Source organism: Pseudomonas sp. 3A(2025) (assembly GCF_054589175.1).
Window position 1 is genome coordinate 1 of record NZ_BAAILM010000034.1, and the last position, 18,077, is coordinate 18,077.

The following is an 18,077-nucleotide window of genomic DNA, read 5'->3' on the forward strand; positions in this document are numbered from 1 at the left end:
ATTATTTTCAGAAGTTTTCAACACATCCAAACTTCGATCACTTGCGTGCCGAGCGATCTTTCGACCAACTCGTCAGCGGGAGGCGAATAATACAGCAACCGAAGTTACTGTCAACTGCCTTTTTCACCGCCGGGCCCGGAGGCCTGCACCATTCCCTCGCCGTTTTCGCTTCTAACTCGTTGATCTTCAAGGAGTTTTCAGTTTCTTCCGCGGCGGGAATGGTGCGCATTATAGAGCGCTGAGACGGGGCGTCAACACTTAATTTCAATATAATGAAATTAAGTGCCTGCAGCCCCTAAAAACAGATTCCTTCTATATAGAAGGAATCTACAGAACCTGCGCTTCACGCAGTGCAGCTATCGCCTCCTCACTCATACCCAGCACATCGCGCAGCACTGTCTGTGTATGCTCACCCAATAAAGGCGGCGCTCGCCGATACTCCACAGGTGTTTCAGACAACCTTATCGGGCTGGCCACCAGCGGCACTGTTCCGCCCAATGCATGAGGCAACTCGATCGCCAGCCCCCGCGCAATAACATGTGGATCAGCAAACACCTGGGCCAGATCATTGATCGGCCCACACGGCACCCCGGCCGTCTCCAGCTCCGTTACCCACTGCACCGTAGTCTTGAACACCGTCGCCTGACGAATCAGCGGAATCAGCTCGGCACGGTGCGCCACCCGCAAGGTATTGCTCTTGAAGCGCGGATCGTCGGCCCACTCAGGATGGCCGGCCACCTCGGCAAACCGCCTGAACTGGCTGTCATTACCCACCGTCAGAATGAAGTCGCCGTCGGCCGTTGGAAAATCCTGATACGGCACGATGTTCGGATGCGCATTGCCCAACCGGCGAGGCGCCACGCCGGTGCTCAGGTAGTTCATCGCCTGGTTGGCCAGGCACGCCACCTGCACATCCAGCAGCGCCATATCGATATGCTGACCCCTACCCGTCTGATCGCGATGCGCCAGAGCCGCCAGAATCGCCGTGCTCGAATACAGCCCGGTGAGAATATCGGTCAGCGCCACACCGACCTTGACCGGCCCGGCGCCTTCCTCTGCCTCCGAGCGTCCGGTCAGGCTCATCAGCCCGCCCAGCCCCTGAATCATGAAGTCGTAGCCGGCACGCTTGGCATAAGGCCCGCTTTGCCCGAAGCCGGTGATCGAGCAATAGATCAGTCGAGGATTGATCACCTTCAGTGCTGCGTAGTCCAGACCATAAGCCGCCAGACCACCCACCTTGAAGTTTTCGATCAGGATATCGGAGTGCGCCACCAGTTCACGCACCAAAGCCTGACCCTCGGCACGGGTGAAGTCGATGGTCACCGACTGCTTGTTACGATTGGCCGACAGGTAGTACGCCGCCTCGCTGGTGTTCTCTCCGGCAGCATCCTTAAGGAAGGGCGGCCCCCAGGCGCGGGTATCGTCGCCGCTGACCGGGCGCTCGACCTTGATCACATCGGCACCCAGGTCGGCCAGGATCTGCCCTGCCCAGGGGCCAGCCAGAACCCGCGACAAATCCAGCACTCGAACATGCGACAGCGCGCCCATGGCCAGCCCTCCGTGTGCGTCTATTAATAGAAGGCCTGAATGCCGGTCTGCGCACGCCCCAGAATCAGCGCGTGCACATCGTGAGTGCCCTCATAGGTATTCACCACTTCCAGGTTGACCAGGTGTCGGGCCACGCCGAACTCATCGCTGATGCCATTGCCGCCCAGCATGTCCCGCGCCAGCCGTGCAACCTCCAGCGACTTGCCGCAGGAGTTGCGCTTCATGATCGAGGTGATCTCTACCGCCGCCGTGCCTTCATCCTTCATCCGCCCCAGACGCAGGCAGCCTTGCAAGGCCATAGTGATCTCGGTCTGCATGTCGGCGAGCTTTTTCTGGATCAACTGATTGGCCGCCAAGGGCCGGCCGAACTGCTGGCGGTCCAGCGTATATTGTCGTGCGGTGTGCCAGCAGAACTCCGCCGCCCCCAGCGCGCCCCAGGCAATGCCATAGCGTGCCGAGTTAAGGCAGGTGAACGGCCCTTTCAAGCCGCGCACGTCGGGGAAGATGTTCTCTTCAGGCACAAACACGCTGTCCATGACGATCTCGCCAGTGATCGACGCCCGCAAGCCGACCTTGCCATGAATGGCCGGCGCACTGAGCCCGGCCCAACCTTTCTCCAGAACAAAGCCGCGGATATCGCCGACATCGTCCTTGGCCCACACCACGAACACATCGGCGATAGGACTGTTGGTGATCCACGTCTTCGCACCGCTCAGGCGATAGCCGCCATCCACCTTGCGCGCGCGGGTCACCATAGAGCCCGGATCGGAGCCATGGTTGGGCTCGGTCAGGCCAAAGCAGCCGATCCACTCGCCAGACGCCAGTTTCGGCAGGTACTTCTGTTTCTGGGCTTCGGTACCGAACTCGTTGATCGGCACCATCACCAGGGATGACTGCACGCTCATCATCGAGCGATAGCCCGAGTCGACGCGCTCCACCTCGCGGGCAATCAGCCCGTAGCACACATAATTGAGGTTACTGCCGCCATAGGCTTCGGGAATGGTTGCGCCCAGCAGGCCAACTTCGCCCATCTCGCGAAAAATATGCGGGTCGGTCTGTTCATGACGAAAGGCTTCAAGCACGCGTGGCGCCAGCTTGTCCCGGGCGAACTGCTCGGCGCTGTCACGGACCATGCGCTCTTCTTCAGTCAGTTGCTGATCCAGCAACAGGGGATCGATCCAGTTAAAGCTTGCCTTGCCACTCATGGTTGATGCCTCGCCCTGAAAACCAATGTTGTGCAACAAGCCTAGCCCTGCATCGCACGCCGGACAAACGACGATTACGCAAGATGTTGTGCTAATTTCTCACTCCGTGAGCCAGCCAGACGGCTGATTACCGATCAAACCAGTGAGGACTTGGTATATGCGTCGCAAAATTCCCAGCACGGCCGCGCTTGTCAGCTTCGAGTCAGCGGCTCGCCACGAGAGTTTCACCAAGGCGGCGCAGGAGCTGTCCCTGACCCAGAGCGCCATCTGCCGGCAGATCGGCAGCCTGGAGCAGTTTCTCGGCATCGAGCTGTTCAAGCGCTCCAGGCGCGGGGTAAAGCTCACCGATGCCGGGCTCTCCTACAGCCGCCGCGTTGCCTCGCAGCTCGATGCGGTAGAGCGCGACACGCTGTCGATCATGGGCCAGCATGGCACCAGTGTGATCGAACTGGCCGTAGTGCCGACCTTCGGCACTCAATGGCTGCTGCCCAGGCTCAAGGATTTCCAGCTACGCCACCCGGAAGTTACGGTCAACCTGACCAATCGCACCCGCCCGTTCCTGTTCGCCGACACCGACTTCGACGCAGCCATCTACTTTGGTGATGCCGACTGGCCCGGCACCCAGGCCTATCGACTCATGGGCGAAAACCCCATGCCGGTGTGCAGCCCCGCGCTGCTGGAGGGCTTGAATGAACTCAGCGCCGAACAAATCGCCGAACTGCCGCTGCTGCAACAGACCACTCGGCCGTACGCCTGGCGTCAGTGGTTCAACGATCGTCAGTTGCAAATACCCCGCGACATGACCGGCCCACGCTACGAGCTATTCTCCATGCTGGCCCAGGCCGCCATGCACGAGATGGGGATTGCGTTGATCCCGCCGTTTCTTATTCAACGCGAACTGCAGGAACAGCGTCTGGTGATCGCCAACCCACACGAATTAACCAGCATAAAAGCCTATCACTTGATGATTCCCGAACGAAAAACCGAGACTGTATCGCTCCAGGCCTTTCGCAACTGGCTGATCGATCAGGCGCACCGCTACACATTGCCGCAGGAGCGGGATGAAACCCGGTAGCAAGCCCTTATAAAGCACTACAGATATAACTATTTGTCGCTATTATAAAACTGTTGTCAGATCATCCTACAAAAGCACTTATCCCCTTTATTTACAAGGGTTTCAGGGCATTTATCCATTCAACTTCGGTCCTGAACGAAAAATTATTCTTTCCCACATTAAATCAATGGAATTTGCTGTAAGCCTTATAAATAAAGGTCTTGGCCGATTCGTTGCGACAATAGGTCACAGGATGACTTGTAGTTAATTTCCAGTCTCGTTACAGAATGTGTTGAAGGGCCGCTATTCTCACCTGCACAATGCGCCGCGCCGGGCCTGTCGCCGTCTGCGGGCTCACTCATGAAGACAAGAAAGATCGCGCAGGAGACTTGCCGTGCACATTGGTGTTCCTCTTGAAACCCATGCGGGCGAAACCCGGGTGGCCGCCACCCCGGAAACCATCAAGAAACTGATCGGCCAAGGCCATACGCTGACTGTACAGAGCGGCGCCGGTATTCATGCCGGTGTGCCGGACAGCGCCTATACGGCCGCCGGTGCAGTCATCGGCAGCGCGACCGAGGTATTCGCCGCCCAGTTGATTCTCAAGGTGACCCCACCCAGCGATGCGGAACTGGCGCTTATCAAGCCCGGCACGTTGCTGATCGGCATGCTCAACCCGTTCAGCAACGACACCATCGCCCGGATGAACGAACGCGGCATCACCGCCTTCGCCCTGGAAGCTGCACCGCGCACCTCCCGCGCACAAAGCTTGGACGTGCTGTCGTCGCAGGCCAACATTGCCGGCTACAAGTCGGTGCTGCTGGCCGCGCACCATTACCCGCGCTTCATGCCGATGCTGATGACCGCCGCCGGCACGGTAAAGGCCGCCCGCGTGTTGATTCTCGGCGCCGGCGTTGCCGGCCTGCAGGCTATTGCTACGGCCAAGCGCCTGGGCGCCGTGGTCGAAGCCTCCGATGTACGCCCTGCAGTGCGCGAACAGATCGAGTCGCTGGGTGCCAAATTCATCGATGTGCCCTACGAGACCGATGAAGAGCGCGAGTGCGCCGAAGGCGTCGGCGGTTACGCAAGGCCGATGCCGGCCAGCTGGATGCAGCGCCAGGCCGTTGCCGTACACGAGCGCGCCAGGCAGTCGGACATCGTCATCACCACGGCACTGATTCCAGGCCGCAAGGCACCGGTGCTGCTCAGCGCCGACACCGTCAGCCAGATGAAACCAGGCTCGGTGGTCATCGATCTCGCTGCCGCCCAGGGCGGTAACTGCCCGCTGACCGTGGCCGACCAGGTCGTGGTCGAGCATGGCGTGACCCTCGTCGGCCACACCAACCTGCCGGCGCTGGTGGCGGCCGATGCCTCGGCGCTGTATGCGCGCAACCTGCTGGACTTCATGAAGCTACTGTTCGACAAGGACGGTCAGCTCTCGATCAACCTCGAAGACGACATTGTCGCCGCGTGCCTGATGTGCCGCGACGGCCAGATCCTCCGTAAAAACGGCTGAGAACAATCACCATGCAAGAGCTGATCTCCCCCGGTATCTACAACCTGATCATTTTCGTTCTGGCCATCTATGTGGGTTACCACGTGGTCTGGAACGTCACCCCGGCCCTGCACACCCCGCTGATGGCCGTGACCAACGCCATCAGTGCCATCGTGATCGTCGGCGCCATGCTTGCTGCAGCGCTGACCGTCACGCCGCTGGGCAAAACCATGGGCACCCTCGCCGTGGCGCTGGCTGCAGTTAACGTGTTCGGTGGCTTCCTGGTTACCCGGCGCATGCTGGAAATGTTCAAGAAGAAAGCCAAGGCCAAGGACGAGGTGCAGAAATGAGCATGAACCTCGTCACCCTGCTTTATCTGATTTCGGCCGTGTGCTTCATCCAGGCACTCAAGGGCCTGTCGCACCCGACCACGTCTCGGCGCGGCAACCTGTTCGGCATGCTTGGCATGGGCCTGGCGGTGCTGACCACCATCGGCCTGGTCTACAAACTGGCCAGCACCGTGGGTACCAGTGCCGGCATCGGCTACATCCTCATTGGCCTGCTGGTAGGCGGCACCGCTGGCTCGATCATGGCCAGGCGCGTCGAAATGACCAAGATGCCAGAGCTGGTAGCCTTCATGCACAGCATGATCGGCCTGGCGGCGGTGTTCATCGCCATCGCGGCGGTGGTCGAACCGCAGTCACTGGGTATCGTGGCCCACTTGGGTGACGCTATCCCGGTCGGTAACCGCCTGGAGCTGTTCCTCGGTGCCGCCATCGGTGCAGTGACGTTCTCAGGTTCCGTGATCGCCTTCGGCAAGCTGTCTGGAAAGTACAAATTCCGCCTGTTTCAAGGCGCGCCGGTACAGTTCGCCGGCCAGCACAAACTGAACCTGATCCTGGGCCTGGCAACGCTGTTCTTTGGCCTCACCTATATGTTCAGCGGCAACCTCACCGCCTTCGCCATCATGCTGGTGCTGGCCTTCGTGATCGGCGTCCTGCTGATCATCCCCATCGGCGGCGCCGACATGCCGGTGGTGGTGTCGATGCTCAACAGCTACTCGGGCTGGGCGGCGGCCGGTATCGGCTTCTCGCTGAACAACTCGATGCTGATCATCGCCGGCTCCCTGGTCGGCTCCAGCGGCGCGATCCTTTCGCACATCATGTGCAAGGCCATGAACCGCTCGTTCTTCAACGTCATCGGCGGTGGCTTCGGTGCAGTGGCGGATGCCGGTGCAGCGGGTGGCAGCAAGGAACAGCGGCCGGTCAAGTCGGGCTCGGCAGACGATGCCACGTTCCTGCTGACCAACGCCGACACGGTCATCATCGTGCCCGGCTATGGCCTGGCCGTGGCCCGTGCACAGCACGCGCTCAAAGAGCTGACCGAGAAGCTGGTGCACCATGGCGTCACCGTGAAGTACGCGATCCACCCGGTGGCCGGGCGCATGCCGGGGCACATGAACGTACTGCTGGCCGAGGCCGAAGTGCCTTACGACCAGGTCTTCGAGATGGAGGACATCAACTCCGAGTTCGGCCAGGCCGACGTGGTACTGGTGCTGGGCGCCAACGATGTGGTCAACCCGGCAGCGAAGAACGATCCCAAGTCGCCGATCGCCGGCATGCCGATTCTGGAGGCTTATAAAGCCAAGACCATCATCGTCAACAAACGCTCGATGGCCAGCGGCTATGCCGGCCTGGACAACGAGCTGTTCTACCTCGACAAGACCATGATGGTCTTCGGCGACGCCAAGAAAGTCATCGAAGACATGGTCAAGGCCGTCGAAGCACACTGATCCAGAACGCTTTAAAAGTGCCCCGGCCTGTTCGCAGCCGGGGCTTTTTTACATTTTACGTAACAGTGTTTTGCGCTGAAACCCGCCAATTAGAGCCATTTCCTACGACCTTGGTCGGAGGACGAAGCGCCCCTTAGCCACTAGACTTGGCGCTTTCTTGCATCCCCCGAGATAATAAAATATGTACCGTGATCGTATCCGCATGCCAAGCCTGATGAGCAAGGTCATGAGCGCGGCTGATGCCGCAGGCCTGATTGAAGACGGCATGACCGTCGGCATGAGCGGCTTTACCCGCGCCGGTGAAGCCAAGGCGGTGCCTCACGCGCTGGCCGAGCGCGCCCGCCAGACGCCGCTGAAGATCAGCCTGATGACCGGCGCCAGTCTGGGCAACGATCTGGACAAGCAACTGACCGAAGCCGGCGTGCTGTCGCGACGCATGCCGTTCCAGGTCGACAGCACCCTGCGCAAGGCGATCAATGCCGGCGAGGTGATGTTCATCGACCAGCACCTGTCCGACACCGTCGAACAATTGCGCAATCGGCAGATCAAGGCGGTGGACCTGGCGGTCATCGAATGCGTGGCGATCACCGAAGAAGGCCATCTGGTACTCAGCACCTCGGTCGGCAACTCGGCCAGCTTCGCCATCCTCGCCAAACAGGTCGTCGTCGAGATCAACCTGTCGCAGCCGCTGGAGCTTGAAGGCCTGCACGACATCTACATCCCCAGCTACCGCCCGACACGCTTGCCAATCCCGGTACTGGAAGCCGATTCGCGCATCGGCACCTCGGCGGTCAAGATCGATCCTGCAAAAATCGTCGGCATCGTCATCAGCGACCAGCCCGACTCGCCGTCCACCGTGTTGCCACCGGATGCCGAGACCCAGGCCATCGCCAATCATCTGGTCGAATTTTTCAAAAACGAAGTCCGCGCCCAGCGCCTGACCGAAAGCCTGATGCCCCTGCAAGCCGGTATCGGCACCATCGCCAACGCGGTCATGCACGGCCTGCTGGATTCGCCGTTCAAGAACCTGACCATGTACTCCGAGGTGCTGCAGGACTCGACCTTCGACCTGTTCGATGCCGGCAAACTCGACTTCGCCTCGGGCAGCTCCATGACCCTGTCGGCGCCCAAGCATGCGCAAGTGTTCGCCGACTTCAACCGTTACAAGTCACGGCTGGTGCTGCGCCCGCAGGAAATCTCCAACCACCCGGAGGTCATCCGCCGACTGGGCATCATCGGTATCAACACCGCGCTGGAGTTCGACCTGTACGGCAACGTCAACTCCACCCATGTGTGCGGCACGCGGATGATGAACGGCATCGGCGGTTCGGGGGATTTTTCACGCAATGCGCACCTGGCGATCTTCGTCACCAAGTCAATCGCCAAGGGCGGCGCGATTTCCAGCGTGGTGCCCATGGTCAGCCATGTCGACCACACCGAGCATGATGTCGACATTCTGGTTACCGAACAGGGCCTGGCCGACCTGCGCGGCCTGGCCCCGCGCGAGCGGGCACGTGTGATCATCGACAACTGTGTACACCCGGACTACCGCGAGGCGCTCAACGATTACTTCTCCGCCGCCTGCCAACTGGGGGGTCACACCCCGCATTTGCTGCGCGAGGCACTGAAGTGGCACATCAATCTGGAAGAGACCGGACGCATGCTGCCCGCATAACGAACACAGTTGAACAGCTGCAAGATGCTTTTTGCACACAACTGTAAAACTGAAACAGCACACCGACAAAAACTGTACTTCTGTACTGGTAAAAAATCGCCTTTAACTGACAGATTCGCGACCTCGGCGAGATAAAATGCACCATTAATGTGCAGACCAGTACAGTCGCCCCATTTATGAACAAAACAGTGCCTATAAACAGTTAACTGAACTCTCACAATACAAATGAACTGTGTCTGTAGAGATGGTCCGAACGAGAGGAAGATAGGCACCAGTCAAGCCAATCTCTAATCCCGCCACAAGCGGAAGGAAGTCACACCATGGAACGTACAGTCAGTTCCGAGCTGTTCAACGAAAGCACCGTTTCCAACCAGTCTGCCCTGCCTCTGCGCGCCTTCGCGACCCTGATGCTGTGGCAACGTCGCCTGTCGAGCCGCCGTCAACTGGCTCGTCTGGACACTCGCCTGCTGGCTGACGCCGGTATCAGCGAATCCCAGCGCTACGAAGAACTGAGCAAACCGTTCTGGCGTTGATACGGCGCGTACTGGAGCAGGCCTGAAGGCCACCTTCCAGTCCACCGAATCTCCCCAAAGCCCGTCGCAGGCAACTGCTGACGGGCTTTGTCGTTTCTGGACGCTGGAAATGGCTGGCCTGCAATTGCGTAGGACTGGCTTTAGCCGGGAAAGCCGTTACGCGGTGCCTGCTTCGCTGCTAAAGCAGCTCCTACGGAACAGTACAGTTTAATAAAATCATACAACCAATAAAACTGTTATATGCCGCTGGCCAAGCGCTGCGATAGCACCCGGCAATTAGCTGAGATAGGCTAGCAACCACCTTTTGAAGATCGCTTCATTCATCCAAACGGAACTCCATCATGTCCTTTCTGCGAATTCTTGGTACTGCCATGCTGTTGAGCGCTGCTGCCAGCGCCCATGCAACCAGCTTCGTCGTGACCACTGACACCCTGGTCGGCGCTGTTGCCGCCTCGACCGACGCCACCTCCGACATCAGCTCGTCGTTTCGTGACGACAAGATCGTGCGCGCCGCCCGTGACGACGCCGCCAGCTTTGTCGGCAGTGCCGGTGAGATCCGTGGTGCACGCCTTGAAGGCGCGCTGAGCCATATCCGGCAGCAGCAGCCGACCCTGCAAGCCAGCGACACCCAACTCGCCCAAGCCATTCTGGCCCTCTGATTCAATCTGCCCCGCCTGCCGGCGGGGTAGCCCTGCCCAAGGCATTGCGTTAGCCTTGGGCCTCGTTTTGCCATCCCTATCGAATACTTATGCGTTTACTGCATCTGTCGTTTCTGGCGACTCTGGCCAGCCTGACGTTTATCGGCCAGGCCCAGGCATTCGACACCAGCACTCAGGGCGTGGTCATCAGCGGCTACGTCACCACCCAGGTCACCACGGCGCCCTTCGATAACAAGCTGATTCTGGCGGCCCGCGACGATGCGGCGGCCTTTGTCGCCAGCAACGGTCAACTGCGTGGTGCACAGCTTGAATCGGCCCTGCAGTTGCTGCGCCAGCGCGATACAAAACTTCGTGCCAGCGACCTTGAACTGGCACAGGCAATCCTCGTCCAATAATCACTTTATTCTTGTGTAGTGGAGACTTACATGCGCACCCCGTTGATTGCCGCGACCCTGGGCATGCTGTTGCTGGTTGATGTGGCCCAGGCTCAGACTGTGGTGGCCACCAGTAACATCATCGTGCGTGCCTTTGGCCGTACCATCGATTTCACCTCCGACACCACCACCTCGATCCGCGACTCCAAGGTCGTGCAACAGGCTCGCGACGACGCGGCCAGTTATGTGGCCAGTGGCGGTGATATTCATGGCGCGCGCTTGGATGCCGCCTTCGACACCCTGCGCAGCCGCGTCCCCGAAGCCCGCACCGCGAGCGACCAGACCCTGGCCGAAGCCATCCTCGCACTGTGAGGCGCCTCGGCGTCTGGCTGCTGGCTTGGGCACTGAGCTTCGCGGCACTGCCCGCGTTCGCCGACCTGCAACTGAACCTGCAAGGCGATCAACTCAGCCCGGCCCAGCGCCAGGCCAGCCAGACGCTGCTCGATGAAGCCCTGCAAGCGCTGCCGCCGCGCCTGATCCAGAGCCTGGACCGGCGCATTCAGGTGAGCTGGTCTGCCGACATGCCCGCCAATGCCTATGGCCAGGCGGCCGGCCCTTACCAGCTGTACCTCAATACCCGCTTGCTGCCTTCGCTGACCGATGGCTCGGCGGCCACCGCGCAGACCGGTCGCCCGCATGGCACCGTGCGCCGCGAACTGCTGGCCACGGTGCTGCACGAACTGACCCACGTTTATGATCGCGCCCGCCTGTGGCCGGCTGCACAACGCACGCTGATCGTGCGCTGCGCGCGCCAGCACAGCTCGCTGGGCAAGGTCGGCCTGGCCGATGAGTGTCGCGGGCAAACCGAACGACGCTTCACCTTGAGCGATGACCCGCGCCTGCTGGACCTGGCCGGCTGGCAACAGTATGTCGGCCGCCGCGGTGAGCGCGAGCAACACAACGGCCAGGGCGTGCGCAGCCCGGACAGCTACGAGCTAAGCAGCCCGCTGGAATTCGTCGCGGTGAACATGGAGTACTTTCTCCTCGACCCGGCCTACGCCTGCCGCCGCCCGGCGCTGTATCGCTGGTACAAGGAGCAGTTCGGCTGGGCGCCGGCCAAGCAACAAAACTGCCCGACGTTTTATCCCTACCTGAACGCCGGCAACGACTTTGGCCGCGAGCCGCTGGGCAAACTCGACCCCGAGCGGGTCTACGCCGTGGATTACCTGCTGGCCGAAGCCAACCAGAACATGATGAGCCGCTGGGGCCACAGCATGTTGCGCCTGGTGATCTGCAAACCGGGCCGGCCACGCGGCCCGGACTGTCGTCTCGACTTGGACCAGCACCTGGTACTGTCGTACCGGGCGTTCGTCGGCGATGTGCAACTGTCGAGCTGGGACGGCCTGACCGGCGCCTACCCTTCGCGGCTGTTCGTGCTGCCACTGGCGCAAGTGATCGACGAATACACCAAGACCGAATTGCGCAGCCTGGCCTCGGTGCCGCTGAAGCTGTCGCGCCAGGAGATCGACAGCCTGGTGGAGCACTCGGCCGAAATGCACTGGAGCTACGACGGCGATTACTACTTCCTGTCCAATAACTGTGCGGTCGAAACCCTTAAACTGTTGCGCAGCGGCACTCACAACCCTGAGCTGACCGCGCTGGACAGCATCCTGCCCAACGGCCTGCTTGAAGTGCTCAAGGGCCGGGGTCTGGCCGACACCAGTGTGCTGGACAACCCCAAGGAAGCGCTGCGCCTGGGTTACCGCTTCGACTCTTACCGCGACCGTTACCAGGCCATGTTCGCGGTCCTGAAGAAAAACCTGCCGATCCAGCAAAACGCCGTCGAAGACTGGCTGCAACAACCGGCCAGCGAGCGCCGCCAATGGTTCGCCCGCGCCGACCTGCGCACCAGCGCCGCTATCCTGCTGCTGGAGCAGGCCAGCCTGCGCCGCCAGTTACTGCTGGCCCAGGACGAGGTCAAGCAACGCTACCTGACCGCTCGCGAGCAACAGGACGGACGAGTGTCACGCGCCACCGGCACTTTGCAGGACATTCTGGCCAACAGCGGCTTTCTCAGCCGGCCGGCCGAATTGCTCGGCAGCGACGGCTACGGTTTGCCGCAAACCAATGAATGGCAACGGCTGGAGGCACAAAGCAGCGAGCGGCAGAAAACGCTCAAGCGCCTGACCGGTGATCTGGACAGCGAAGTGCGTGCCCTGCTGGAGCCGGCACGCGCCGCCGAAATTACCGCCAGCGAAGAGAACCTAAAGCAGATGAGCGAACACCTGCGCGCCCTGCACAGAGCGGCAGGCGGCCTTGAGCTGCCTTGATCAGGCGGCTTTTTTCTTTTTCGGTTTGAGGTAGCGGGTCAGGCCCTGAAACCAGATCACCAGGGCCGGGTTGCCCTTGATCTGGATATGTTTGTCCTGAATGCCCTGCATGAATGCCAACTGCTTGTTACTGGCATTCAGGGTCGCCAGGCCATAGGCCGCATCCTTGAACACGATGCTAAACGCAGGATCACTGGCCAGGCCGCCCGCACTGCGCACGCGTTGATCACGTACCACATAGTGCCGCGCCACCTTGCCGTCGGCGGTCTGCAACTGGAAGGTCAGCGCCTTGTCGGCCAGTTGCTGTTGAAAGTCGGGGTTGTTGCGACTGGCTCGGGCCATCAACAGGCCCAGCGCCCAGAGAAGAAAACGAAATTTCATGACTTACTGCCTCAGCGAACATCCAGAGAAGACAAGCGCCGGCAGTCTAGCGGTTTAACCCGGCCATTACCTGCGTTTTCAGCGCAGATAACCGCCATTTCATAGCAGCAAAACGCCAGTCGCAGCACAAGGCTACGACCGGCGTCGGGCTATCAGCGGATGCTGTTGATGTTGCCCTGGCTACCGGTCACTTTCACGTCGACCTTCTTGAAGATCAAGTAGTCCTGAACCTTCACTTCATAACGTGGCGCCACGATCAGGTCGGCACCCGAAGATTTTACCGCCTTGTAGGCCGCCGCTGCCTTGGTGGTAGAGACCGGGTCTGGCAGCCCCAACGCCAGGCCACCACCGGCCGAACCGCCGTAGGTCACGCCATCGGCGTATTCGTTGTCGCCACCGAAAGTCAGGAAGTTGAAGAGGATATTGGTCGAGGATTGACCCGAGATCGGCCCGCCCACTTTGACATCGGCCTTGAGGTCGGTCTTGACGGTGCCTTCAAGCGCCGCCGACGGCTGGCTGACGTTGTAGCTGACGCAGCCGCTAGTGGTTGCGATCAGAGTGATGACGGCAGCAGACATCCAGAACTTTTTCATGTTGTTTTCCCAAGTGTGATGTGATTTTCAAGCGGTGCAGCGGACGCGCACTTTAAGGGGAGATGCACCAGAAAAAAGTCAGGAATTTCTGCGAACAGCGGCGATTTATTACAGTTTTTTGTGGGATTTTTCCTATCGCGCCGTGAGAGATTGGACGCATAAAAAAACGGGCATTCCATGCGACTGGAATGCCCGTTTTTTGCTGCTGCTCGCCCGGCTTGGGCGAGAAAGCGGATCAGGGATTGACGCTGTCCTTGAGCGCCTTGCCAGGCTTGAAGGACACGGTGTTGCTGGCCTTGATTTTTACCGGCTCGCCGGTTTGCGGGTTCTTGCCGGTGCGTGCGCCGCGATGGCGTTGCAGGAAGGTGCCGAAGCCAACCAGGGTGACGCTGTCTTTCTGGTGCAGTGCGCCGGTGATTTCTTCAAGGATGGCGTTGAGAACGCGAGTGGACTGGTCTTTGGTGAGGTCCGCTTTTTCAGCGATAGCGGCTGCTAGATCTGGTTTACGCATGTACTAAGCCTCTTGTACGGTTTTTGTTTTTATGTCCCGCGCTACCCAATCCGAGCAGCAATCAGGTACCGCTGCGGCTCCTCGCAGCGGCAGTCGAATCGCAGAATGGCACGGCGCAAAGGCCCGCGCCAGTGGGGGTAGGCTGAATATTCAAATAAAACCGTGCCCCGAGCGACAAAATGCCGGGCAATCTCCCCAACGGTATGCCAGCGCCAATCGGGCCGCAGCAATCCGGGACAACATCGGCCATGCTAAGCTCGGCGCCCCAATGATTAGCGCCCATGACTTGCCGTGACCCAGCCTATCTCTGCCTGCCAGCCCGATCAGTGGCTTGAACACCCGCACCTGAGCACAGCGCCCGACTCGCGCACGCGCGACTGGCTGTTCAATAACGACTCCCTGACCCGCCGCCTGACCCGTCTGTCCCATGACGGTTTCAGTGTCACACCGGTGCTCGAAGGCTGGCAAACCCTGCGTGACGATGAATGTGCAGCCCTGGGCCTGCCTGTCGACAGCCAGGGCTGGGTGCGCGAGGTGTATCTGCGCGGGCATGACGAGAAATGGGTGTTCGCGCGCAGCGTTGCCGGCCGTGAAGCCTTGCTGCACAGCGGCCTGCACATGGATGAACTGGGCACCCGCTCGCTGGGCGAGCTGCTGTTCAGCGACCCGGCATTCGATCGCGGCCCGCTGCAGGTGCGCGGCTATCCAGACCAGTGGCTGCCGGAAGCCGACCGCGTCGAAGGCCTGTGGGCGCGGCGTTCGTGCTTTCGGCGCGGCTTCTTGAGCATTCTGGTCGCCGAAGTGTTTTTGCCTGCGTTCTGGAATGCGCTACAAACAGAGGACCACCGTTGATGTACCTGTCGCTGCTCAAATCCCTCAATCGTCTTAATCCCCGCGCCTGGGACTTCGTCCAGTTGACCCGCATCGATAAGCCGATCGGCATTTATCTGCTGCTGTGGCCGACGCTGTGGGCATTGTGGATTGCCGGCAAGGGCAGTCCGTCGCTGGCCAACGTGCTGATTTTCGTCATCGGCGTGTTCCTGATGCGCGCCGCCGGTTGCGTGATCAACGACTTTGCCGACCGCAAGGTCGACGGCCATGTAAAGCGCACCCAACAGCGCCCGCTGGCCAGCGGCAAGGTCACATCGCGTGAAGCCCTGGTGCTGTTCGCCATTCTGGTGACCTTGAGCTTCTTGCTGGTGTTGCTGACCAACTCCACGACCATCTGGCTGTCGTTCGGCGGCCTGGCGCTGGCGGCCTGCTACCCGTTCATGAAGCGCTACACCTATTACCCGCAAGTGGTGCTGGGCGCGGCGTTCTCGTGGGGCATGCCGATGGCGTTCACCGCCGAGACCGGTGACCTGCCGGCCGCCGCCTGGCTGCTGTACATCGCCAACCTGTTGTGGACCGTGGCCTACGACACTTATTACGCGATGGTCGACCGCGACGACGACCTGAAAATCGGGGTCAAATCCACCGCCGTGCTGTTCGGTGACGCCGACCGCACCATTATCCTGACCTTGCAAGGCCTGGCCCTGGGGTGCCTGGTGCTGGCCGGTGCGCGCTTCGACCTGGGTACGCCGTTTCATCTGGGCCTGCTGGGCGCTGCCGGCTGTTTTGCCTGGCAATGGCACAGCACCCGAACCCGCGACCGCGACGCCTGTTTCAAGGCATTTCTGCATAACCATTGGGCAGGCTTGCTGATCTTTGTCGGCATCGTGGCCGACTATGCCATTCGCTGAACAAACACGGGCGATGGACAGATGTCACACGACTGCAATAATTCCGTTATCTAATGCGCCCCAAGACAGTTAAATGACAAGAGGTTCGAGCATGGTTGGCAGGAGCATTCTGATCGTTGACGACGAAGCGCCCATTCGTGAAATGATCGCCGTTGCGTTGGAAATGGCCGGCTATGACTGCATCGAAGCCGAAAACTCGCAACAGGCACACGCGATCATCATCGACCGCAAGCCCGACCTGATCCTGCTCGACTGGATGCTGCCCGGCACCTCCGGCATCGAGCTGGCCCGGCGCCTCAAGCGTGACGAGCTGACCGGTGACATCCCGATCATCATGCTCACTGCCAAAGGCGAAGAGGACAACAAGATCCAGGGTCTGGAAGTCGGCGCCGACGACTACATCACCAAACCGTTCTCGCCGCGCGAACTGGTCGCCCGGCTCAAGGCCGTGCTGCGCCGCACCGGCCCGACCGACGGCGAAGCGCCGATCGAAGTCGGCGGTCTGCTGCTCGACCCGATCAGCCACCGTGTGACCATCGACGGCAAGCCGGCCGAGATGGGGCCTACCGAATACCGCTTGCTGCAATTCTTCATGACTCACCAGGAACGCGCCTACACCCGCGGCCAGTTGCTCGACCAGGTCTGGGGAGGAAACGTCTATGTCGAAGAACGTACCGTTGACGTGCACATCCGCCGCCTGCGCAAGGCGCTGGGCGATGCGTACGAAAATCTGGTGCAGACCGTGCGCGGTACCGGTTACCGGTTCTCTACCAAAAGCTGAACCCTGTTTACCGGTTTGCCGTGCTGTACAGACAAGGATGTACCTTTAATTGAACCCGAACTGGCACGGCACCCTGATCCGCCACATGCTGCTGTTGGTCACCGTCTGCCTGCTGGTCGGCCTGATCAGCGGTGAATATGGCTGGAGCCTGTCGGTCGGGCTGGGCCTGTACCTGGCCTGGACCCTCAAGCAACTGCTGCGCCTGCACGCCTGGCTGAGCAGCCACAAGGCCGACGAGCCACCACCGGACGGCTATGGCCTGTGGGGCGATGTGTTCGACAGCATCTATCACCTGCAACGCCGCGACCAGCGCGTGCGCGGACGCCTGCAAGCCGTCATCGACCGTGTCCAGGAATCGACCGCCGCCCTGCGCGATGCGGTGATCATGCTCGACGCCGAGGGCAACCTCGAATGGTGGAACCGCGCCGCCGAAACCCTGCTGGGCCTCAAGACCCCGCAAGACAGCGGCCAGCCAGTGACCAACCTGGTGCGCCATCCGCGCTTCAAGGAATATTTCGCCCAGGGCAACTATGCCGAGCCGCTGGAAATCCCCTCGCCCGGCAACGACCGGCTGCGCATCCAGATGCTGATCACCCGCTACGGCAACAACGAACACCTGATGCTGGTGCGTGATGTCACCCGTATTCACCAACTGGAACAGATGCGCAAAGACTTCGTGGCCAACGTCTCGCACGAATTGCGTACGCCACTGACGGTGATCTTCGGCTATCTGGAAACCCTGCTCGACAACTGCGAAGACGTAAACCCGCGCTGGGCCCGTGCGCTGCAACAGATGCACCAGCAAGGCAGCCGCATGCAGATCCTGCTCAACGACCTGTTGTTGCTGGCCAAGCTGGAAGCCACCGACTACCCCTCCGACAGCCAGCCGGTGGCGGTCAACGCCCTGCTCAAGACCATCACCCACGATGCCCAGGCGCTGTCGGGCAATAACAATCACCAGATCAGCCTGGACATCGAAAGCGACATAGGCCTCAAAGGCAGCGAAAGCGAGCTGCGCAGCGCGTTTTCCAACCTGATCTTCAATGCCGTGAAATACACCCCCGCCGACGGCACGATCCGCATTCGCTGGTGGCGCGATATCCGTGGCGCGCACCTGAGCGTGCAGGACTCAGGTATCGGTATCGAAACCAAACACCTGCCGCGCCTGACCGAACGCTTCTACCGGGTCGATACCAGCCGCGCCTCCAACACCGGCGGTACCGGCCTGGGCCTGGCCATCGTCAAGCACGTGCTGCTGCGCCATCGCGGCACGCTGGAGATCAATAGCGTCACCGGCAAGGGCAGCGTCTTCGTCTGCCACTTCGCGCCGGCCCAGCTGGCGGACCTCGACGATGAATTCGACGATCTCTGATATACGTTGTCACACTTGAGCGCAGCCGCTAC

At 60.6% G+C, this 18,077-nt stretch carries 20 protein-coding genes; 15 read left to right on the forward strand and 5 right to left on the reverse strand.

Going from position 1 to position 18,077, the window contains the following annotated elements; genetic code table 11:
- The coding region (locus ACYP2A_RS13915) for a hypothetical protein (RefSeq protein WP_459745732.1) at positions 1-242 on the forward strand (242 nt) is incomplete at its 5' end.
- 85 nt (positions 243-327) lie between these two features.
- Here ACYP2A_RS13915 and ACYP2A_RS13920 read toward each other — a convergent pair.
- Both ACYP2A_RS13920 and ACYP2A_RS13925 read right to left on the reverse strand, forming a co-directional pair.
- The gene (locus tag ACYP2A_RS13920; protein ID WP_459745733.1) at positions 328-1,548 is read right to left on the reverse strand and encodes a CaiB/BaiF CoA transferase family protein; all 1,221 of its coding nucleotides are present in this window, start codon (positions 1,546-1,548) and stop codon (positions 328-330) included.
- 23 nt (positions 1,549-1,571) lie between these two features.
- Positions 1,572-2,753: an acyl-CoA dehydrogenase gene (locus tag ACYP2A_RS13925; RefSeq protein ID WP_459745734.1), complete on the reverse strand. Its 1,182-nt coding sequence runs from the start codon at positions 2,751-2,753 to the stop codon at positions 1,572-1,574.
- 157 nt (positions 2,754-2,910) lie between these two features.
- On the opposite strand from ACYP2A_RS13925, the gene ACYP2A_RS13930 reads away from it, so the two are divergent.
- The 10 genes from ACYP2A_RS13930 (at position 2,911) to ACYP2A_RS13975 (ending at position 12,665) form a co-directional block, all read left to right on the forward strand.
- Positions 2,911-3,828 carry a LysR family transcriptional regulator gene (locus ACYP2A_RS13930; RefSeq protein WP_459745735.1) on the forward strand — a complete coding sequence of 306 codons (918 nt, stop codon included), beginning with the start codon at positions 2,911-2,913 and terminating at the stop codon, positions 3,826-3,828.
- Positions 3,829-4,201: 373 nt separating this feature from the next.
- On the forward strand, positions 4,202-5,323 hold the full coding sequence (locus tag ACYP2A_RS13935) for a Re/Si-specific NAD(P)(+) transhydrogenase subunit alpha (RefSeq protein ID WP_459745736.1): 1,122 nt from the start codon (positions 4,202-4,204) through the stop codon (positions 5,321-5,323).
- Positions 5,324-5,334: 11 nt separating this feature from the next.
- Complete coding sequence (locus tag ACYP2A_RS13940) at positions 5,335-5,652, forward strand: NAD(P) transhydrogenase subunit alpha part 2 (RefSeq protein WP_459745738.1); 318 nt, start codon at positions 5,335-5,337, stop codon at positions 5,650-5,652.
- Positions 5,649-7,094: an NAD(P)(+) transhydrogenase (Re/Si-specific) subunit beta gene (locus tag ACYP2A_RS13945; RefSeq protein ID WP_459745739.1), complete on the forward strand. Its 1,446-nt coding sequence runs from the start codon at positions 5,649-5,651 to the stop codon at positions 7,092-7,094. The genes ACYP2A_RS13940 and ACYP2A_RS13945 overlap by 4 nt, the downstream gene beginning before the upstream one ends.
- Before the next feature lie 181 nt (positions 7,095-7,275).
- Entirely contained in the window at positions 7,276-8,769 is a 1,494-nt protein-coding gene (locus tag ACYP2A_RS13950) for an acetyl-CoA hydrolase/transferase family protein (protein ID WP_459745740.1), read from the forward strand.
- A gap of 320 nt (positions 8,770-9,089) precedes the next feature.
- Positions 9,090-9,302 (forward strand): DUF1127 domain-containing protein, encoded by a 213-nt coding sequence (locus ACYP2A_RS13955; protein ID WP_459745741.1) that lies wholly within the window; start codon positions 9,090-9,092, stop codon positions 9,300-9,302.
- 341 nt (positions 9,303-9,643) lie between these two features.
- Complete coding sequence (locus ACYP2A_RS13960) at positions 9,644-9,961, forward strand: DUF2388 domain-containing protein (protein ID WP_459745742.1); 318 nt, start codon at positions 9,644-9,646, stop codon at positions 9,959-9,961.
- An 89-nt stretch (positions 9,962-10,050) separates the two neighbouring features.
- Entirely contained in the window at positions 10,051-10,356 is a 306-nt protein-coding gene (locus ACYP2A_RS13965; protein ID WP_459745743.1) for a DUF2388 domain-containing protein, read from the forward strand.
- Positions 10,357-10,386: 30 nt separating this feature from the next.
- Positions 10,387-10,707, forward strand: coding sequence for a DUF2388 domain-containing protein (locus tag ACYP2A_RS13970; RefSeq protein WP_459745744.1), 321 nt, complete (start codon positions 10,387-10,389; stop codon positions 10,705-10,707).
- Positions 10,704-12,665, forward strand: coding sequence for a DUF7844 domain-containing protein (locus ACYP2A_RS13975; protein ID WP_459745746.1), 1,962 nt, complete (start codon positions 10,704-10,706; stop codon positions 12,663-12,665). The genes ACYP2A_RS13970 and ACYP2A_RS13975 overlap by 4 nt, the downstream gene beginning before the upstream one ends.
- On the opposite strand, the gene ACYP2A_RS13980 is transcribed toward ACYP2A_RS13975, so the two are convergent.
- From ACYP2A_RS13980 to ACYP2A_RS13990, 3 genes are all read right to left on the reverse strand, one after another.
- Positions 12,666-13,046, reverse strand: a complete 381-nt coding sequence (locus ACYP2A_RS13980; protein WP_459745747.1) for a helicase — start codon at positions 13,044-13,046, stop codon at positions 12,666-12,668.
- 152 nt (positions 13,047-13,198) lie between these two features.
- Entirely contained in the window at positions 13,199-13,639 is a 441-nt protein-coding gene (locus ACYP2A_RS13985) for a hypothetical protein (protein WP_459745748.1), read from the reverse strand.
- Positions 13,640-13,874: 235 nt separating this feature from the next.
- Positions 13,875-14,150 carry an HU family DNA-binding protein gene (locus tag ACYP2A_RS13990; RefSeq protein WP_459745749.1) on the reverse strand — a complete coding sequence of 92 codons (276 nt, stop codon included), beginning with the start codon at positions 14,148-14,150 and terminating at the stop codon, positions 13,875-13,877.
- Positions 14,151-14,441: 291 nt separating this feature from the next.
- Between ACYP2A_RS13990 and ACYP2A_RS13995 the strand changes: the two genes are divergently transcribed.
- The 4 genes from ACYP2A_RS13995 (at position 14,442) to phoR (ending at position 18,045) form a co-directional block, all read left to right on the forward strand.
- Positions 14,442-15,002 (forward strand): chorismate--pyruvate lyase family protein, encoded by a 561-nt coding sequence (locus tag ACYP2A_RS13995; protein ID WP_459745752.1) that lies wholly within the window; start codon positions 14,442-14,444, stop codon positions 15,000-15,002.
- Entirely contained in the window at positions 15,002-15,892 is an 891-nt protein-coding gene (ubiA, locus tag ACYP2A_RS14000; protein WP_459745754.1) for a 4-hydroxybenzoate octaprenyltransferase, read from the forward strand. The genes ACYP2A_RS13995 and ubiA overlap by 1 nt, the downstream gene beginning before the upstream one ends.
- Positions 15,893-15,983: 91 nt before the next feature.
- Complete coding sequence (gene phoB, locus ACYP2A_RS14005) at positions 15,984-16,673, forward strand: phosphate regulon transcriptional regulator PhoB (RefSeq protein WP_056840848.1); 690 nt, start codon at positions 15,984-15,986, stop codon at positions 16,671-16,673.
- 49 nt (positions 16,674-16,722) lie between these two features.
- Positions 16,723-18,045 carry a phosphate regulon sensor histidine kinase PhoR gene (gene phoR / locus ACYP2A_RS14010; protein ID WP_459745756.1) on the forward strand — a complete coding sequence of 441 codons (1,323 nt, stop codon included), beginning with the start codon at positions 16,723-16,725 and terminating at the stop codon, positions 18,043-18,045.
- The last annotated feature ends 32 nt before the right edge of the window (positions 18,046-18,077 follow it).